The organism is Corynebacterium evansiae, assembly GCF_027570065.1.
Taxonomy (GTDB): domain Bacteria; phylum Actinomycetota; class Actinomycetes; order Mycobacteriales; family Mycobacteriaceae; genus Corynebacterium; species Corynebacterium evansiae.
In genome coordinates this window covers 1-18,006 of record NZ_JAKMUT010000002.1, presented here as the reverse complement: position 1 = coordinate 18,006, position 18,006 = coordinate 1, and the positions used below count along the sequence as shown (strand labels likewise).

16 protein-coding genes and 3 pseudogenes are annotated in these 18,006 nt (G+C 57.9%); 9 read left to right on the top strand and 10 right to left on the bottom strand.

The features are described 5' to 3' along the window. Nucleotides 1–45 precede the first annotated feature (45 nt). Nucleotides 46–1,215 carry an HsdM family class I SAM-dependent methyltransferase gene (locus L8V00_RS02015; protein WP_269944237.1) on the bottom strand — a complete coding sequence of 390 codons (1,170 nt, stop codon included), beginning with the start codon at nt 1,213–1,215 and terminating at the stop codon, nt 46–48. Nucleotides 1,216–1,498: 283 nt separating this feature from the next. Here L8V00_RS02015 and L8V00_RS02010 point away from each other — a divergent pair, with 283 nt between their 5' ends. Next, nucleotides 1,499–1,747, top strand: coding sequence for a hypothetical protein (locus L8V00_RS02010; RefSeq protein ID WP_269944083.1), 249 nt, complete (start codon nt 1,499–1,501; stop codon nt 1,745–1,747). A 14-nt stretch (nt 1,748–1,761) separates the two neighbouring features. Further along, nucleotides 1,762–2,310 (top strand): hypothetical protein, encoded by a 549-nt coding sequence (locus L8V00_RS02005; RefSeq protein WP_101629841.1) that lies wholly within the window; start codon nt 1,762–1,764, stop codon nt 2,308–2,310. Nucleotides 2,311–2,943: 633 nt separating this feature from the next. Here the strand turns inward: L8V00_RS02005 and L8V00_RS02000 are convergent. The 3 genes and pseudogenes from L8V00_RS02000 to L8V00_RS01995 form a co-directional block, all read right to left on the bottom strand. After that, nucleotides 2,944–3,390 (bottom strand): ankyrin repeat domain-containing protein, encoded by a 447-nt coding sequence (locus L8V00_RS02000; protein WP_101629840.1) that lies wholly within the window; start codon nt 3,388–3,390, stop codon nt 2,944–2,946. A gap of 93 nt (nt 3,391–3,483) precedes the next feature. Continuing rightward, nucleotides 3,484–3,552, bottom strand: a pseudogene (locus L8V00_RS10115) (hypothetical protein); the annotation flags it as partial. Between the two features lie 12 nt (nt 3,553–3,564). Then, nucleotides 3,565–4,260 (bottom strand): type I restriction-modification system subunit M, encoded by a 696-nt coding sequence (locus L8V00_RS01995; RefSeq protein WP_269944082.1) that lies wholly within the window; start codon nt 4,258–4,260, stop codon nt 3,565–3,567. 398 nt (nt 4,261–4,658) lie between these two features. Between L8V00_RS01995 and L8V00_RS01990 the strand changes: the two genes are divergently transcribed. Together L8V00_RS01990 and L8V00_RS01985 are read left to right on the top strand one after the other, a co-directional pair. Further along, nucleotides 4,659–5,135, top strand: coding sequence for a hypothetical protein (locus L8V00_RS01990; protein ID WP_153245988.1), 477 nt, complete (start codon nt 4,659–4,661; stop codon nt 5,133–5,135). Nucleotides 5,136–5,469: 334 nt separating this feature from the next. After that, on the top strand, nt 5,470–5,652 hold the full coding sequence (locus tag L8V00_RS01985) for a hypothetical protein (protein WP_049050027.1): 183 nt from the start codon (nt 5,470–5,472) through the stop codon (nt 5,650–5,652). On the opposite strand, the gene L8V00_RS01980 is transcribed toward L8V00_RS01985, so the two are convergent. Continuing rightward, nucleotides 5,646–6,029: a hypothetical protein gene (locus tag L8V00_RS01980; RefSeq protein ID WP_016663416.1), complete on the bottom strand. Its 384-nt coding sequence runs from the start codon at nt 6,027–6,029 to the stop codon at nt 5,646–5,648. The genes L8V00_RS01985 and L8V00_RS01980 overlap by 7 nt on opposite strands. A 1,119-nt stretch (nt 6,030–7,148) precedes the next feature. Between L8V00_RS01980 and L8V00_RS01975 the strand changes: the two genes are divergently transcribed. Continuing rightward, a complete protein-coding gene (locus tag L8V00_RS01975; RefSeq protein ID WP_269944081.1) occupies nt 7,149–8,063 on the top strand; it encodes a DUF7716 domain-containing protein in 915 nt (304 codons plus the stop codon). Between the two features lie 140 nt (nt 8,064–8,203). On the opposite strand, the pseudogene L8V00_RS01970 reads toward L8V00_RS01975, so the two are convergent. Continuing rightward, nucleotides 8,204–9,352: pseudogene (locus tag L8V00_RS01970) on the bottom strand (IS3 family transposase). A gap of 331 nt (nt 9,353–9,683) precedes the next feature. On the opposite strand from L8V00_RS01970, the gene L8V00_RS01965 reads away from it, so the two are divergent. Together L8V00_RS01965 and L8V00_RS01960 are read left to right on the top strand one after the other, a co-directional pair. Then, nucleotides 9,684–11,456, top strand: coding sequence for an ABC transporter ATP-binding protein (locus L8V00_RS01965; protein ID WP_049050031.1), 1,773 nt, complete (start codon nt 9,684–9,686; stop codon nt 11,454–11,456). Further along, nucleotides 11,456–13,204 (top strand): ABC transporter ATP-binding protein, encoded by a 1,749-nt coding sequence (locus tag L8V00_RS01960; RefSeq protein ID WP_035004040.1) that lies wholly within the window; start codon nt 11,456–11,458, stop codon nt 13,202–13,204. Before L8V00_RS01965 ends, L8V00_RS01960 begins: the two co-directional genes overlap by 1 nt. A gap of 94 nt (nt 13,205–13,298) precedes the next feature. Here L8V00_RS01960 and L8V00_RS01955 read toward each other — a convergent pair whose 3' ends face one another. Further along, nucleotides 13,299–13,514, bottom strand: a complete 216-nt coding sequence (locus tag L8V00_RS01955; protein WP_049050033.1) for a hypothetical protein — start codon at nt 13,512–13,514, stop codon at nt 13,299–13,301. 221 nt (nt 13,515–13,735) lie between these two features. Continuing rightward, on the bottom strand, nt 13,736–14,452 hold the full coding sequence (locus L8V00_RS01950) for an IS3 family transposase (protein WP_049050034.1): 717 nt from the start codon (nt 14,450–14,452) through the stop codon (nt 13,736–13,738). 682 nt (nt 14,453–15,134) lie between these two features. On the opposite strand from L8V00_RS01950, the gene L8V00_RS01945 reads away from it, so the two are divergent. Beyond that, complete coding sequence (locus L8V00_RS01945; RefSeq protein ID WP_269944080.1) at nt 15,135–15,530, top strand: hypothetical protein; 396 nt, start codon at nt 15,135–15,137, stop codon at nt 15,528–15,530. Between the two features lie 42 nt (nt 15,531–15,572). Here the strand turns inward: L8V00_RS01945 and L8V00_RS01940 are convergent, their stop codons facing one another. Continuing rightward, nucleotides 15,573–17,264: a DUF262 domain-containing protein gene (locus L8V00_RS01940; RefSeq protein ID WP_269944079.1), complete on the bottom strand. Its 1,692-nt coding sequence runs from the start codon at nt 17,262–17,264 to the stop codon at nt 15,573–15,575. Nucleotides 17,265–17,352: 88 nt separating this feature from the next. Further along, nucleotides 17,353–17,500, bottom strand: a pseudogene (locus L8V00_RS01935) (type II toxin-antitoxin system YoeB family toxin); the annotation flags it as partial. Nucleotides 17,501–17,768: 268 nt separating this feature from the next. On the opposite strand from L8V00_RS01935, the gene L8V00_RS01930 reads away from it, so the two are divergent. Next, on the top strand, nt 17,769–18,006 hold a 238-nt coding region (locus L8V00_RS01930; protein WP_269944078.1), incomplete at its 3' end, for a cation:proton antiporter domain-containing protein.

The following is an 18,006-nucleotide window of genomic DNA, read 5'->3' as shown; positions in this document are numbered from 1 at the left end:
GCGCTTGAACGGGATCTCGTAGCCGACCTTCGCGGCTTCTTCGTCTCAGGCGACATCCAGCGCGAATGGCAGGACTTCGCGCTCCATGTGCTCGCCAACGTCCTCTGTCAGCGGGATGCGCTCCGTCATCGAAAAAGCCGGGTCGAGGATTGGGTTACCCTTGCGATCGAAACTGGGTTCAGCATTCTCGTCTGGTACTCCGACCGCCTCAAGCACCTCGTCAATCATGCCGGCGAGCATCTTCACACCTCGCTTCTTGGCCGCAGCCTTCAGCGCCTCCGGCAGGTCATTGAACTTCACGTCCGCCACGTCGGCAAGCACGTCAGCATGCTCGGGCACGGCAGATTTATGCTCCAGCACCTGCGCCACAGCCTCCGGGGTGACTGCCACATGCAGGCGCTTCTGCTTGGTGACCTTCACGTCGTGGAAGCCCAGGTCCGCTGAGGCGAGCACCTTCGAGATCTCGGTGTCCTCGAAGGCGGCGTACTCTTCGAGCACGCGCTTGCGGTCCGGCTCCTTCATCTCCCGGCGCTTCTCCCCCAGCCCCTTATCCGGCACCGACCAGCACTCGGAGGCATCGATCAGCTGGACGAAGCCCTTGCGGTGCTCCTCCTTGTTCGTGTCCAAGATCCACACATAGGTAGAGATCCCCGTGCCGTAGAACATATTCGTCGGCAGCTGGATGATCGCGTCCACCAGGTCGCTTTCCAGCAGCCAGGCGCGGATCTTATCCGGCCCCGATCCCGACGCACCGGTAAACAGCGGCGAGCCATTGGACACCACCGCCCCACGACCGCCCGCACCATTGGGGCCTGCGGGCATGAGCTTCGAAGCGACATGGGCCAGGAAAAGCATTTGGCCATCGTCCTTGCCCGGCAGGCCGTGGCTGAACCGGGAACCCGGCACCTTGGCCTGCTCCTTCACCGACTGCTGCTGCACCTCCCAGTCCATGCCGAACGGAGGGTTGGAGAGGATGTACTCGAACTGCTCGCCCTCGTAGAGGTCGGTGAGCAACGTATCGCCGTGGCGGATGGCATCCGGCTCACCACCCTGGATCAGCAGATCGGCCTTACCGATGGCGTAACCAGTGGACATAAGTTCTTGGCCAGCCAGAACTACCTCGATGTCTGGGTTGAGCTCCTTGAGGGCACGCGCGGCAACGAGCAGCCCGCCACCGGTGCCTGCTGTCGGGTCGTAGACCGTATCAAGTTGGATACAGGGGCTTGTGGTACTCGGATGACGCAGATGGTGCGAAACTAGCTCGCCGATAGGGAATACGTGCCGTGGCGCTGGTCATTGAGTGGTCTGCTCGGACGGTGTGGATCCGCGATCTGGTGCGATCGGGAGGTGGAGTCCGGCGATGTGAACCCCGACAGGCAAGGCTGAGAGTGAGGCGCTAAAAGGTGGGGCGAGCGCCAAAAGGTAGTGCCGGTTGCGGCTTGCTATTAGCAATGAACAGAGCGTGTAGGTACTTGACGCAAAGACAGGATCCGCAGCCATGCACTACTCCGATCTGGTGACAGTCCACGCCCGCCTGACGTACCGGCTGACCAGCTTCCTCCTCGAAAATCCCTCCGCCGGGGACAGCGTCGAGTGGTTGGCCGCATTCCGCGCCCAACGTCACGCAGCCATCGTCTTCACGATCACCGAGTGGGAGCTGTACTGGCTGGGTGCGCGTGTGGATCCGCGAACATTAGAAAAGGATGTAATACTGGCAAGCACAGTTGCGCATCCCCTATTTGAATGAACAAGGAGTCAAGAATGAAGTTATATTCTATTTACAGTGAACTGCTTAACTCAGATGCTTACATAGAGCTGATGAATAGCGATAGAACGGAGATAAAATTTTATTTCTTATATAACGAAGGCGAACTAGTTACGAAACCCAAATTTAGAGGACAGGAAGGTTTTAGCGCCAAGAATATTAGACTTACCGATAAATATGACAGCACAGATAGTCTGTTGGTTTTTTCTACTGATTTTTATGAAAAAATGAGTCTTCTACTCGAAGACGAGATGCAGTTTTCTGAAGCAGAGCTAATGATAGGTGATGAGATCATCAATTGTTATATTGGGAAAATAACCAACATTCAAAGCATTTTAAACGAAGAGAAATCAGAGTATGATGAGTGGCTAGGGGATGAAGATGAGCCTTTTGTAGAAACGCCAGTATTTATGAAGGAGATTCGCAATACTGTTTATTGCGTTAGAAACACATCCAGACAACATATCGTAGCATTTACAGAGTTGTTTAAACAACAGGTAGAAAATGAAGGTTTAAAAATTGAGTTTCAAGAGGTTAAACAATAATTTATTCGACTCTCTGATTTAACAGGACCTAATCAAGGCCATAAGGGACATTAAACCTAATGAAGTGCAGCACATGCGCGATGAATAACTAACGACGTGATCGGTGCCGCACAGAATCCTTCAAAGACTTCTTGACGACGAACGAAGACGCTGCAGGAGTGGAAATCCGTCTTGCCGGTGGGGTCACACATCGAGTTCCAATTCAGAATTGAGCCAACCACGGACACAATGCCCATGATCAAAGTCGCCCACTCTCAGTGGGCCTGTAAAGAAGCTGTAATCTGCCCGCTGTTCATGGTAGGTTCGCCCCTCTCCTTATCCCTGTATCTCTGCACCAATGGGGCCTTTTCCGGTGTCCCATCTACCGTGACCATATGACCCCAGAACGCATCAGCTTCCCCACTGTCACCAACGCGATCATTATGATGACCCAGTGTGGCAGCGCAGAGGTGCTCCCGGGCGAAGGCGGCCCAACGGGAGATCGCTTTGATGCCTTCGTTGAAGCGTGGGACTCGACCGCCACATGCTTGGTGCGCTGACCGGGCACGCCATTTGACAATGGCTTAAAGCTACTTAAAACCCATATCATCCAATAAAGGTATTCCTATAAATAGGGGGCTTAGACTCTGTATTTCAATTATGCAATAAGTCAATTGGCGCAACACCTGAATCATTTTTCTTGCTTTTATCCGCACCTCTTGCAAGCAAAAGTTTTGCCGTTGAACTATTCTCATCTGGAGAGTTCATCGCTGCACGCCAAAGCGGTGTATTACCCCAAGCATCCACTGGATCAATCTCAGCACCGTTATCAAGTAGCAACTCAGCCATATCGCAGTAATCATGAATAGCCGCTATGTGCAAAGCGGTCATACCTTGATTGTCGGCGGCAGACAGCTCATAGTTCTGCTCAATTAAATATGACACCAGGCTAAGATTATTTTTAGCAACAGCTGATGACAAAAGAGTTCTGCCATCTCTATCTACTGCATCAATACCATTTTTCTTTATAAATGCATCTAAAGCCGGCTTATTATCTGAATTAGTAATAAGCTGAATCATTTGTTCGTCAATAGTTGTCATAAAAAATCTAACTTTTCTATTTAGTGCTGACTTTGAAAACGTTGATTATTCTTCACCTGCTCGTCAGCGGCAGACCGGCTCATGACACGGGTTTCACCCCCATGCCTTAGCTTTGGACTCCCACAGTACTTCCTGACCTAGGTTCATCAACAGTTGTGGGGTACCGAGGTGATCTCACTCATAATGATAAAGTTTCGATGCTGCTGGAGTTTCTTGTGCTAACTCGGCCTGCCACTTCCGTGAGCCGAGTAGTTCCGCTTGTGCATCACTGCTATTAATGTATTGCGCCAAGGGCACAAATTGACCATCTTTGTAGAGATACTGCATATTCAAGGCCATGGCCGGTGCGTTCTGCCAGTCACGTTCCGGATTGGCCGCATGTTTGCCCAGCTGCTGACCGCTTCGCTCTTCTGAAGCAATGGTTAAACCTTCCCAATCATCGTCTATGACCACGTGATCCGTCTGCAAATCTATTCCGAACACGGAGTCACGCAGTTCATCGCACGAGGCACTATGGGGCGCTGTCGATTTAAGTAGACGTTCGACAGCGGGCAAAATGAATGCTCCTGAACCAATGAAAGTTTCGTACACGCGCCCCTCGGTCGGTTCCAGAATCTCCACGAGGGTGCGCACCAAAGAACGAGGAGTGTAGAACTCCCCTCCCCGCTTGCCCTCAGCAGAGGCGCCCTCCGCCTGCATTTCGGCTTCAAGCTCTAGGCGGCGGGCGTCATCAAAAGCATCAGTCACATACTTGAGGAAGACAAGGCCCAAGACGATGTCCTTGTACTGGGAATCATCCATGGAGCCGCGCAGCTTGTCCGCAGCCTTCCACAGAGTGTCCTCAAATTCCTTCACGGGAGTGGCAACCATTCTTGGGAGTCTACTTCTCAGACTGCGGCTCACCGCTTCGGCGCTACAAAGGCGTATAAACCCGGCCGTCAAGTTGCGCAATCCGCCACCAATTCCCGGGTTTACCTGCCGTTCACCGACGGTCTTTGACCAGTTCACCATGGGCGGCTAACGTGATTTCAAAAGATACTTCCTTAACCTTAGCGTCAGGTTCCTGCAGTTCCACCAGCGAAAGCGGTGGAACTGCACCGAAGATAAAGGACGTCGCTGTGACAACCTCACCAGAAGCACCGAATACTTCGAAAACTCCGATGGCTCGCAGGCTTCTCAAGAAGGTCCCGCCTCAGATCCGAATTATCTTCGTCGTCCTCGGATTACTCCTGATCTTCGGGCTGTTCTCCCTAGGGATGCAACTGTTCATGCTCCTGGTCGTAGTGATGTCGGAAGTGCCGTGGGTCGCATCAGGGATTCTCCTCGGGATCTTCCTCATACTGCTCCTCCCAAGCAAGGGGTGGACCGTGTTCGGTACCCTCCTGTTCATAGTCGGGGCCATCGTCAGCGCGATCGCGGACGTCCCTGGCAACCCGATCTACAACGCGCCGTTTGAGGCACTGTTCCTCAACGAGGGCGAATACCTCTCCGCTAGCGTCATCATCGAGCACCCCACCCAAGGCGAAACAGCCGTCACCCGCGACAACATCATCGTGGATGCAGAGGGCAACGAGCTCCGCGACATCAACGACTTCCTCACGTTCCTCTACCGCCTGGTTCTGTATTCCGTCATCTACGGCGTACTCATCACGCTGCGCGGCTTCCTCGCGAAAATGAAAACCACATCCACGAGCGCCTCCCCTCGCAAGAAAGGGAACGACGAGGCTCACCTCAAGACGCCTTAGGCACGTCGGCGGCGCATCACCAACAACAACGCCATGCCCGCCACAACAGTCACAGCCGCAAGCGCGGCAGGCACAACCTCTGCACCCGTGCGCGCCAGCGCTCCCCCAGCCTCCGATGCGGTGCCTGCGTTATCGGTTCCACCAGCGTCCGATGGGGTGCTTGCGTTATCGGTGCCGTCAGCGTTGTCGGTGGCGTCCGGTTGCGCTGGGTCGGCTGGCTGCCTGCTGGGGTTTTGTGTTTGCGCTGGTCAGGTCCACGTCGTTAGTGCCATGAGGGCCACCATTGTCGTGGCTGTCATATCTCTTGTGGGATTTTTGTGGGATTCTGGCCCCCATGGTTTTTCTTGACGATGCTGACACCTACCCCGTCGTCGATCAGGAGCGTGTGCCGGCAGAGGAGTGCGGAATTCTCGGGGCGGCGCAGCAGGCGCCGCGGGAACTGCGCATCGAGCACTCGACGATCCAGCTCGAACACCCCGGGCAAGTCGAGCACGAAGCGGTGTGCGGGGATCAGTAGAAGGCCACCTCGGCGCCCCCGTACTCCACGACGGTGTAACCCTCGGTCTCGGTGGCGGCGAACTGCAGGCCCCGACCGTGCTCACGATCCTCCGCCAGCCAGAAGGACACCCCGAAGCGCCAGCGTTCCAGGGGTTCGGACAGCACGCACACGCTGGTCAGCTCAGGTACCTCACCGTCCGGAAATTCCTCCCGGATCCGCTCCCGTGCTACCGCCAACCACTCCGGTGCCTCTTCGAGAGCCTCAGCGATGCGCGCCGTCATCTCCGGTGACAGGGGAACGTAAGCCGCATCGAGGTCATCGGAGAGGATGAGGCGGACCTGCCACTCGCCCGGAATCTCGACGAGCGTCTCGAAATCGTGGAACTCGTAGTTCATGGTGTCTAGTGACCGCGGATGGCGGTGTCCTCCATCATCTCGACGTCATACTGCGAGATCTCGGCGGCCGGGGGCGGTGCGCAGGTCGCCGTGGAGGTCCTCGCACTCCAAGACGGCGTCCGCGTCCACAGGCTCCCGCAACCGGTTGCTTCGGGATCCCCGAAGGTGGCATTGACTTGTCATGGGGTGATCTTTGGGGCCACAAATCCGTCAATGAGCGGCCCCGACCAGGAGCCCACATTCCAGACACTTTCCTCGATGAATTGGAAGAAAATGGATGTAAGGCTCTCGTTGAAGGCCGCGATTGGTCCTGTGAGCGCACTCGCCATGATAGGGCTTCCCTTGTGATGAAAACGGTTTGCCGTACTTGTGTTTACAAGAATATAACCGCTCAGAGATTAGGTGGCTGCCCTTAAAGCGCAAGATTTCTCGAGCGATTGTCATGGGCAGTTACCCCTGGAGAGCCTTTTCCGTTTTGTGTTTTGTCTGGCTCGCTATTCTGGCGGGCAAGATCGAAGCCGTCCCCATGAGAGGGCAATGACAACAGCACGTGAATAGCCTCCTCGCTAGTTGAACCAGTCAGGCAGCTAAATCGCAGTTCGCGCGCGTTTGTATCCCTCGTGCTATGAAAGTTTCGCACAACCGGTCACGATGGATACAAGACCCCAGTGCGGAGTGGCGCTATCGGATAGCGTCATTACCGGCTATGAACTGGGAATTCGTCCCAGTGCTACCGTTTGGAGATTAGCTTGCTGAGCCGCTAAGTGTCCGGCACGCCGCTACTCCGGCTGGCGTCCGTAGAGGGGTGAACCAGTCGGGATTTCGCGCGCAGTAGTGAAGATGCCTACGTAGCACCTTCCACAGACTGAAATGTATCGAGAGGCCTGCACATGACATCCATGCCGGATCGCGGTGGTTTATTGCTTTGCGACGCCCACCACCTCCCCGCAGGAGCGTGCCCACGGGGCCTCCGCCGTCGACTTCCACGTCAGCATCAGCCGCCACGACAGCGATCACGCCATCGCCATCACGATTGCCAGTGCGGTTCTGGTGAGGTGAAGGTCATCGCCGCGATACCGGTAAGCTGAGGGCGTGATGAAACTGGGGCACGTTTATTCGATGGCGAGCGTCGTCGAAGCGCTGCTGCACGCGCCGACGCCGGGCGACGAGCCCCGAGACGTTGATTCGGTGGACGTCGATTCACGGGGCGTTGTTTTTGGGACGCGGGAGTTTTGTCTTTACGGCCCTTCGTCCGAGGGAGGTCTTCGAGCGGACGGCACCTACCTCATCGATGAGTGCCCCAAGGTCGGCGACGATGGCCGGGAACTTCTTCCCGAGGCAGCCACCGCCGCAGGCCTTGAATTCCTCGCCATGGGGGAGCACCTCGAGGATGTCGTGTACAGTCTGCGGCTGCAGGGAGCGCCCACGGATGTGGCGACGTGCGTCGAAGCGATCAACCACTATCTGGCGCACGACGTTTTCCTCGTCGTCGATGGTCCATCCGGTGTGAAGGCGCTGTCCGACGTCGTCGCCGACCGTGACCTCCTGCGGAAGAACCGGGTGGAATCAGTCTCGCTGGTGCTCGGGTTGTCGGTGCGCAAGGTGCTCGGGCAGGAGACGGCCGATGCGTTACTCGCGCTCCACGGCCACCAGCTGGCAACCGCGGTGAACATTGACGTCGCCGCCTGGAACCAGTGGAGCCAGAGCTCATTTGCGGGTCGGGTCACCGGTGGAGCCACTCATCGGCTGTTCGCGTGGGGACACGGCGGCGATGCGTGGGCGGTGCGCACCGACGACCCGGCAGCGCCCGTCGTGTACTTCGGCGCAGACGGGGAGGACGCCAGGGAGGCGGTGGATCTCGGCGTCGACGTGGCGCCCTTCCTCCGCATCGCCGACGCGTGGCGGGCGCGGGAATCGAAGCGGTTCGAACTCGGACCGGATCCGGCCGCGCACCCCATCCTTGCCGAGTTCCGCGAAAGAGTGGCGTCGCTGGTACCGGTGCCGACCGACTCGTGGCCGTGGCCCTACGAGTAGGCGAACAGGGCGGCGGCGGGCCGTCGTAAAGCATGGTGTCTGACACGGCTCACCCTCACACACAAATAGTTTGGTGTCCTCGTCATTCCCTCTTACTTTTGTGACAACAAGGTCACTTTCCACCTGACCTGCCCCCTCGGTTAGGTCCGGACGTTGTGCGAGTCGTCGGTTTCCATTTGATGGGTGCACTGCCGAGCGTAGTCGGCCGGTGTGAGATAGCCCAGCGATGAGTGCCTGCGGTCGTGGTTGTACTCGGTTTTCCAGTCGCTGATCACCACGCGGGCGTGGAGCAGCGAGTAGAAGGTGTTGATGTTGAGGCACTCGTCTCGGATCCTGCTGTTGAACGACTCGATGTAGCCGTTGCGCCACGGTGACCCGGGCGGGATGTAGCTCAAGCCGGTGCGGGTGCCGGCCCAGTGCGCCATGGCCTCACTGATCAGTTCGGGCCCGTTGTTGCAGCGCAGCGTCGCTGGGGCGCCGCGGACAGCGACGAGCGCTTCGAGGTGGCAGGTGAGCTTCGTGGCGGTGATCGAACGGTCGACCAGGCCTGCGATGCATTCGCGAGTGTGCTCGTCCACGATAGAGCAGATCTTGATCGGCCGGCCGCGTTCGTCGCTGTCGAATTGGAAGTCGACCGTCCACACCAGGTTCGGCGCCGAGGCGGAGGGCGCGCCGGCGGTGGAGACACCCACACATTTGCGGCGGCGACGTTGCCGCACACGGAGGCCCTCCTCGCGCCACAGCCGCTGGATCTTCTTGTGGTTGACCATCCAGCCCTCTGCGCAGGGCGTCGTGATACGCCCTGCGGTATCTCCATCTTGGGTACTTCTTCGCGTACGCCCAGAGCCAGTCGCGTAATGCCCGGTCCGGATCCGCGGCCGTTTCCCGGTACAGCGGGCGCCGGTAGGCCGAGCGCGACAGCCCGGCCAGACGACACGCCATCCGCTCACTCACGCGCAGTGTCCGGATCAGGTGAGCGACAGCGGCGCGGCGTCTGCCCGGGCCTAAAAGCTTCCCTCCGCCAACTCCTTCAGCGCGGCCTTCTCCAACTCCGCCTCGGCCAGCAGCCGCTTCAGCGTGGCGTTCTGCTTCTCGAGTTCCTCGAGTCGTTTCGCGTCGTCGGCTTTCAACCCACCGTACTGGTTCCGCCACCGGTAGTACGTCTGCTCGCACACGCCGAGCTCGCGACATACCGCCGCGACATCGGCGCCATCAGCGAGCAGCCTGCCAGCCTGCCCGAGCTTACGAACCACCTGCTCCGGCGTGTGACGCTTCCTGCTGTTTGTCATGATCTGACCAGTCTCCCTGCCCGAAGCCTCGAGCACCACGACAACTCTCACAATGACTGGACCTACAAAAGGGGGCCAGGCCACAGGCTTGCAGGCTTCTATGATTTTAGGGTAGCCTAACCATATACGCTATTCATGCGAAGTCTTCATTCCAGCAAGGAGATATCGTGACTTCATCGCAACCTGGCGTTACACCTAGCCCTGCCCCCACAGGAGCGGCCCCCACGACCGGCGCCACTCGCCGCGGGCTGGCTCCGGACGCGCCGCATCGTTTGAACAATCGCGGTTGTTCCAACTAGGGCACCGCACTTGAATTTCACTGAGGACTGCTATGAATTCAGAAGAATCTACTACGCATCCGGAACCGTCGACATCCGGCAACACTGGCGTCGAGAAGCGAAAGGCAGGGCAAAAGGCCTTGCAGGAGCTATTACAGCCAGTGCAATGGCGCATTCGCCTAGCGCAGCTCCTCGCGCTAGGCTCCTGCGTGCTTGCCGTAGCACCGTACATCGCCCTGGTCAGGCTTGGCGACGTCTTGCTCACGGCCTACCAGGAATCCGCCACGGTGGACTCTGAACGAGTCAAGAACATCATTTTTTGGCTTGTCACAGCATTTTTGTGGCAGGCGGGCCTCTACTTCCTGGCGTTGCTAGTCACGCACCTGGCGGATCTGCGCTTGGTGCACGTGACCAGACTGAGGATCGTCGACACTATCTCCCGGGTGCCTCTATCCTGGTTCGGGCGCAACAGCTCCGGGCGAATCCGTAAGGCAGTAGAAGACGACACCCGGACGCTGCACACGCTGGTGGCACATGCGCCGGTGGACATGATTATGGCGATCGGCGTCCCGCTGGGACTGCTGATTTTTAGCTTCATTGTTGACTGGAGGCTCGGCCTGCTGAGTATCGCGACCATACCCATCTACTTTGCCCTCCAGATGCTCTCCATGAAAGACATGGGAGCAAAGACCGCCGAGATGGACACCTACCTCGGTGAAGTCTCCTCCAGCGTGGTCGAATTCGCTGAGGGGATCAGCGTCGTCAAAGCGTTTGGCACCACGGGCAAGGCCCATAGTCGCTACATTACCGCCGCGGAAAACTTCGCCGACTTCTACTACGCATGGGTAGGCCCGTTGCTGAGAATCGGTGCGCTGAGCGAATCCGTCGTCGGGATCCCGCTGATTCTCCTGGTCAATATCGGCGGTGGTGTCCTCTTCACCGACGCCTCGGCCGCCGAAATCCTGGCCACCACACTGGTCGCACTGATCCTGCCTGCGACAATCCAACAGGTCGGCATGATGACGTGGTCCTACCAGCTAGCGGGCAATGTGGCGCTGCACCTCAAAGGAGTCCTCGATGTGCCGCCCATTGCCGAAGGTAACCTCGACAAGCACGACTGGGGTAGCGGCGACGCCGTCGACGTCGCATTCGACAACGTCACATTCTCCTACAACGATGCCCCACTGATTCAGAATTTCTCCGCCACGCTGCGGCCCGGGACGGTCACGGCCCTGGTCGGGCCGTCAGGAAGCGGAAAATCCACCCTGGCGATGATGCTAGCGCGCTTCCAAGACCCGGAGGAAGGACGAATCACCTTCGGCGGTGTTGATATTCGCGAGTTTAGCTTCCCCCACCTCTACCGCACTGTTTCATTTGTTATCCAGGACACGCAGCTGCTCCGCATGAGCATTCGCGACAATATCCGCCTGGCCAAGTCAGATGCCGACGACGATGCCGTGTGGCAGGCGGCGCGTCAGGCACATATCGCGGAATTTATCGAACAACTGCCAAACGGGCTGGACACCGTCATGGGCGAGGGCATCAACGTCTCGGGCGGCCAAGCCCAGCGCATCGCCATTGCCCGGGCAATTCTCACCAACGCCCCCATCCTCATCCTCGACGAGGCCACCACAGCCGTTGACCCAGACGCGGAAGCCGAGATTCAGGCAGCGCTCAATGAACTAGTGAAAGGCAAAACCGTGCTGGTCATCGCCCACAAACCCGAGGCCATCGCGGGTGCCGACCAGATTATTGAGCTCGCGCCGGGGCACGCCCAGAAGCTTCAGCAGGCCGGGCAGTCCCAGCAGGAAGGAAACACGAACTAATGTCATCGGTGTCCACCATGCTAAAAAACTTGAACGCGATACAAACCGAGACCGGAGCGGCCAACTCCAAAAAACACTTAAGCCTCATGGCTGCGGTCGGCGTCACCGACGGGCTGGCAATCCTGACCCTATTGCCGATTACGCAGCAGCTCTCCGAGGCCAAGGTACCCACGGTTCCGCTAATCATACTGCTTGTCCTTACCCTTGTTGGCTTTGGGCTCCGCTACGTGACAACCCTGCTGGGCTACTCGGTTGCTCTGGACTTCCTGCGCAGCGCTCACCAGATTGTGGGCGATAAGCTGGCCACGCTCCCCCTTGGCTGGTTCCGCCCTTCGCGTACCGGAGGGCTCTCCAGCCTGGTATCCGACAAGTTCATGCAGGCGACCGAGCTATTCGCCCATCAATTGGGCATCCTCGTTCGCGAATTAGCTGTTCTAGTGACTCTCACCATCGGTGCATTCTTCTGGAACCCCTGGTTAGGGCTCATCTTCATCGTCCTCGGACCCATCGTCATCGCCGTGATGACCGGTGCTAATGCGCTCAAAAAATCGGCTGCCAACCGGGCACTGCCGGCGAGCAAAGAACTGTCCTCTCGTATCCTCGAATACGCCCGCAACCAGTCCACGCTCCGCGCGGCTGGCCGCAACAAGGAATTTGAACCGCTTGCCGACGCCCTCGACGCCGACTTCCGGGCACGGCGCAGGGAACTGTGGGTAGCGACAGGTGCGCTGGTCCTCACTGGCCTGAGCACCCAGATCTTCGTCGTCGCCATCATCGTGCTGACAGCATGGCTTGCCGCGGATCAGAGTCTGCATCCGCTGGTGGCTTTGGCGATTGTTGGCATCGCCTTACGTTTTTCGAAAATACTCGACAATTTGGGCGAAGCTTTCGTCGGCCTGGATGGCGGCCGCCTGACGCTCGACGAAATCTCGACAATCACCACCGCGGCATCGCTGCCGGAGCCTGCTAACCCACAAACTGGCGACAATTCCGGATCCGTCGAGTTGGATCACGTATCCTTCGGCTACCACACCGACTCCGGCGACCATACCCCAGTGCTTTCCGACGTTTCCTTCAGCGTCGCCCCACACACGGTCACGGCGATTGTGGGCCCTTCCGGCTCCGGTAAGACGACCATTTCGCGGCTCATTTCACGGTTCTTCGACGTCGATTCCGGCACAATTCGGGTCGATGGTGTCGATATCCGCGAGATGGGCACCGAAGAACTCATGTCCCGCCTGTCCATGGTGTTCCAAGACGTCTATCTCTTCGACGACACGCTGTACAACAACGTTGTCGTCGGCAAGCCCACGGCGACGCGCGAGGAGGTGCTGCGCGTCGCGGACCTCGCCGGCGTGACAGAAATTGCGGATCGGCTCGGCTGGGATGCCGACGTCGGCGAGTCCGGCGGGCTGCTCTCCGGTGGCGAGCGCCAGCGCGTCTCTATCGCGCGAGCTCTCCTCAAAGACGCCCCCATCGTGCTTTTCGACGAGGCGACCTCGGCCCTCGACGCCGAAAACGAAGCCAATATTCTCGCCTCCATGGAGGCACTGCGCCAGCACTCGACGTTCATCGTGGTTGCACACAAACTCGACACCGTCCGCGGCGCCGACCAGATTGTGGTGCTCTCCGATGAGGGCACTATTTCCGAGATTGGCACCCATGAGGAGCTCTACGCCGCAGGCGGCGACTACCGCAGGTTCTGGGAACGCAGGTCACAGGCTGCAGGATGGAGCATCTCCGCCTAAAGGCCGCCTCTATACCCACGTGTCCACACCTATTCCGGCAACTCGAAACATATAGAGTGAAGCGACTAGCGTAGTGAGCGTGGGTAGACACTATCTAGAACCAGACAAACAGGATCATCAGCAATTCCCGCCGAAAGAGCACGGGGACAATCGCGATCGGGTTCATCCAGACCGGAATGATCGCGGATGCGGCAATCACCTCGGCGAAGATCGGTGCGCTGGACGCTGGCAAGATCACCACTGGTGTGCTTAGTGCCTCGCGTATCGGGGCGAGGTCGATTACGGCGGACAAGCTCGCAACGAACGCCACCCAGGTGGGATTAGCTGGATGGAACCAATCCATTCGTATCAGTCCCACGCAGATCGCCTGGTACAACGGGTCCACGTTGGAAGGGACCTGAACCGCACTGGGTTTCGTTCCGGTCTTCTATTGGGACGATTGGGATATGCCCCAGAAGTATCCAGCGTCGTCTCGTGCCCGTGCGGTACGGATGGTGTTCGGTCTGGATCGCTCCGAGTTTGGTGGAGAGTTCATAGCGGTACGCCAGCCACCACTGGCCGACTGGTTTCAGTGTAGTAGTGTTCCTCGAACTGCGCTGGAGCGAGGTCTCCGCAGCGCGAATGCGGGCGGATGTGGTTATACCAATGCACCCATTCCAAAGTCGCGAATTCCAGAGCATCACGACCGGCCCACGGCCCCTCGCGCCACACCACCTCTTTCTTATATAGTTTATTCAGCGCTTCTGCTGCGGCATTATCATAAGAATCTCCAGTCGAACCGACCAAGGCTTCTATTCCAGCTTCACGCAGACGCTCTGTATAAGCAATGGAAACATACTGGCTTCCCTTGTCAGAATGATGAATTAACTGGTCGATGTTCCTGTTCTTTCGCTTCCTTTCCCATAACGCGTGCTCCAGAGCATCCAGCGCCAAATCGGTCCGCAAAGTCGTATCGACTCGCCACCCAACAATCATTCGGGAAAACAGATCCATGACGAAAGCGGCATAGACGAAACCACTCCATGTCGGCACATAGGTGATATCGGCAACCCAGCGAGTATCAGGAGTGTCTGCGGTGAAATCCCGCTTGACGAGGTCCCCCGGATACGAAGCGGTCTTGGGCTGCCGTGTCGTGGTCGTCGACCGGGCATTGGACACCCCGGCCAGCCCCAGGGCGCGTATACGGCGTTCGACCGTGCACCTGGCGATCGGCTCGTTCGGATAGAGCCGGCGCAGCATCACCCACACTTTCCGTGCCTTTCGGTGAGATGTGGTACTTGAGTCGAAAGGCTAACTGGCGGTGGCCGCCCACTACTTTCCGGGCCCCACCATCAGCCAGCGTTACACCACACTAAGGGACGCAACCCCGCTGTGTTCCAAACGTCGGACTGATTGAGTTCCGCTGTACTCTACCGGGCATGCCTCCTTGGGCCGAAAGTCTCAGTGCCCCTACGGTAAACGCACTGTCCAAAATCGTTCTCGAGACACGCACGCGCTGTCTCGCCTTCTAGTGCATCACCCCGATAGACACCGGGCTGACACCCTCGAACGAAATATCGAACAACTTCAATCTTTCAAGCCTTGCTGTCTTGCCTTATAGACCACCCTTAGCCACCGCCCCCACTCTCTAACGTGCTGCACCTACCCCACTTCACTACTTCAAGGTTTAAGAGCAGCCTCCCACCCCATCGTCAACCACTAGTTGACACCACCGTCAACCTATGGTTGACTTGCGGGCATGGATCCATTGACAAATATCCGACACACACTGCAAGCAGTCAGCCTCGCCGAACACGAATTGGAGGATGCCGTCACGCAAGCAAGGAACGCGGGACATTCATGGGCGGACATTGGGCAGGCGCTCAATGTTTCCCGCCAGGCAGCCTTCAAACGATTCGGTGCGGTGCGAAACCCCTTTACAGGAGAAACCATGGCCCCAGTATCAACCGACAAGCTCCCAGAGATCTCAGACAAGCTCATTCGCCACATTTCCCAGGGCGAAGAAGCAGAAGCCGTTGAAATGCTCGATCCGCACGTTCGTGAGGACCTCCCCTGGTCCGTCATCGTGGACGTGTGGACTTCAATCCTGACCGACTTCGGCGAGCTCCAGGAGATCACCGACCAGACGATCGTCCCGATCAAGGGAGACCGCAACGCGGCATCGGCGTCAGAAGCACTCTCCACAAAAAGCACGGGCACATCGGTTGTCGTCTCGACGCTCAACCACGAAGCCGGCGAACTCATGTCTCGGATCGCCGTCAGCCGAGAGGGCACGGTCGTTGGCGTTCTTTTCTTGACGCCCGACGCCACGGACTACCCGTTCTAAACCGGCCGAGCTTACGGGTGACCTAGAACGGGCGTTGGAGCCCTAGAGCTGCCACTCCTTCGCTAGGACGCCCACAAGCTCGCGCTGGCGCCGCTCCACGACCTCCGGGGTCCAAAACTGTTCGCCAAGCACCTGCGTGGTCAAAGCGAAGACCGCTACCCCCTTTCCCGACTTGAAGTACTTTTCCTTCTTGACGTTGAAGTCATAGTTGCGGGCGCGGGAGTTTGTCCGGCGGTTCAACAGCAACAGGTTTCCAAGACGATGGGTCCACTGAGCCGCCTCTTCCTCGGTGAAGTCCTGCTTCCACTGGCTACCCGCCGAAGGGTTCTGAGGTAATACGTGCTCAACGGTGATTATCTTGTGATCATAGGAGGCACCGGGGTCAGCTGCCAGAACAGAGTCCAAACGCAGCAAGACGTACTTACGCACGCGAGTCGACAAGTAGATCTCACCGTCCAAACGCTCCAACGTGTCTGCTCGTTCAGAGTCGGAAAGGTGGAAGCCTGGAGCGTCAATTCCGTAACCTTCGTCAAGCTGCTTCAGCAATTCCATGTAGCGCTGCTGACGAGGAGTGGCATAGACACGGCGAACGAGCATGCTGGCGGCCAGTCGTTCCAGCTTGGCGAAGAAGGCAACCAAGAATTCTGGATCTTCACCGTGCTCAGTAAGCGCCCACAATGCCGGAGGGCGCCAGTCATCGTTATCGAGCTGCGCCAAGCGCTTCAGCCAACTATTGACCTGGTCCCAGTAAGGACCGGGGCCTTGGAAATCCTGGGAGAGCAGCCGGATATCGGCCTTTGCATAGGGCTCCAGAACCTCTCGAATGAATCCGCTGCCGTTGTTCGGCATGTATTCTTCCAGAACCTGTTCACGGAACTCATGGAGCAAGCTCTTAACACTACGAGTGCGGGCCTTAATGGCGCGGATGTAAAGAAAGAGGTCACCGAATTCATCGCGGCTCAGCTCTTCCTCAAAATGCTCCCACCTGTCCGCAAAATGCTGCTTCTGGTCCTCTGGGATGGCACCGATGACCTGCGACTTGAAAATATCCTGCGGGGACAACGGCAAGCCACGGGCATTCATCACCGAGAAGATTCGATATGCGCTGTTGAGATCGGGCGTCGAAACCGTCACGAGGAAGGCGCGCTGTGCAATAAGGCGAAAGAGATCCTTACGAGTTTCGGCGGGCAGCTGTTGCAATTCCTCGTACAGAGCCTTGGCGTTATCTCGCAGACCTCGCTGCGCATCGGTTTCCGGGATGTTATCGCTTAACTCAATAAGCCCGAGGGTGCTGCCTTCTTTCTGTACGTGCTCCAAGAAAAACTGATTGTCTCGCGGGCGCAGTGCCAGGCGTGGGCGCGCGGGAATATCGTCCCACTCCACTGCGGGCTTCTCGATGAGCTTGTGAATCGCTTCACGCAGCCCCGCATCAGTAGCCAAGTCGCGCAGGATTGCAAGCAGAAGAGTAAGAGTGGTCAGGCGTTGCTGGCCGTCGATAACCTCAGCACGGACAGCATTCGGGGCTTTAACCAAAACAATAGAGCCGAGGAAGTACGGCTCATCAGTGTCACGTTCCAGCGCCCCAACCAGGTCAGCCAGCAGCTGTAGAGACTCCTCCGTGCCCCAGGCATATGGTCGCTGGTATTCGGGGATAACGAACTCGTAGTCCCCGTCGTGCAGCAGCCGTCCAACGCTGATCTCCTTGGCGTCGAGCTCTCTGTTTTCGCCTGCCACTCCATACTCCTATTCGTCAACTATTTTCATGCACCCACGTTATCCAATCTTGTCAGGAATCTGCTGCGAAGCGGCCCAACCTTACAGTCTCCAGGGCTTCAGGCTTGCCGATGCCCTCGTTTCCATTGCGGGCAATGTCTTTAATGAGCCGGTTAATTCTCTTCAGGGTGCGGCGATCCGCCGTCTGCCACCACAAATAATCCCCCCAAGGCAGACTCATCCCAAACGAGAATCATTAGTCCTCAATGAGGTCATGGTGGGCGCCACGCCCCCGCTCCAAATTCTCGATGGAACTGAGGAGGCGGCGAGCGTTCGCGGGAGAGCGCAGTAGGTAAGCAGTTTCTCGCAGGGATTCGTACTCGGTATAGCTAAACGTTTTCACAGCGCACCTCCTGTCCTGAAAACCGCCGCAGGTCGTGTGCCTTCAATACTATCTGCCCCACTGGGGGGTAGAAATCGCCTCCATTGGCGAGTTACCAGCCCCTGTGAGGCAGACTACAATCCATGGAACTCTTGCTGATTTACCTCGGTGTGGTCTTCGTATGCGGCCTCCTTGCTTGGGCCGTGCGGCTCCCACCCCTCATTGGCTTCCTCGCCGCCGGCTTCGCACTCCACGCGGCTGGCGTGGAACACGTTGATTCCCTGGACCTTTTCGCCGATATCGGTGTGACCCTCATGCTCTTCGCCATCGGCCTGCGCCTGGATCTTCGAGCGTTGATGGATAAGGCAGTCTGGCTAACCG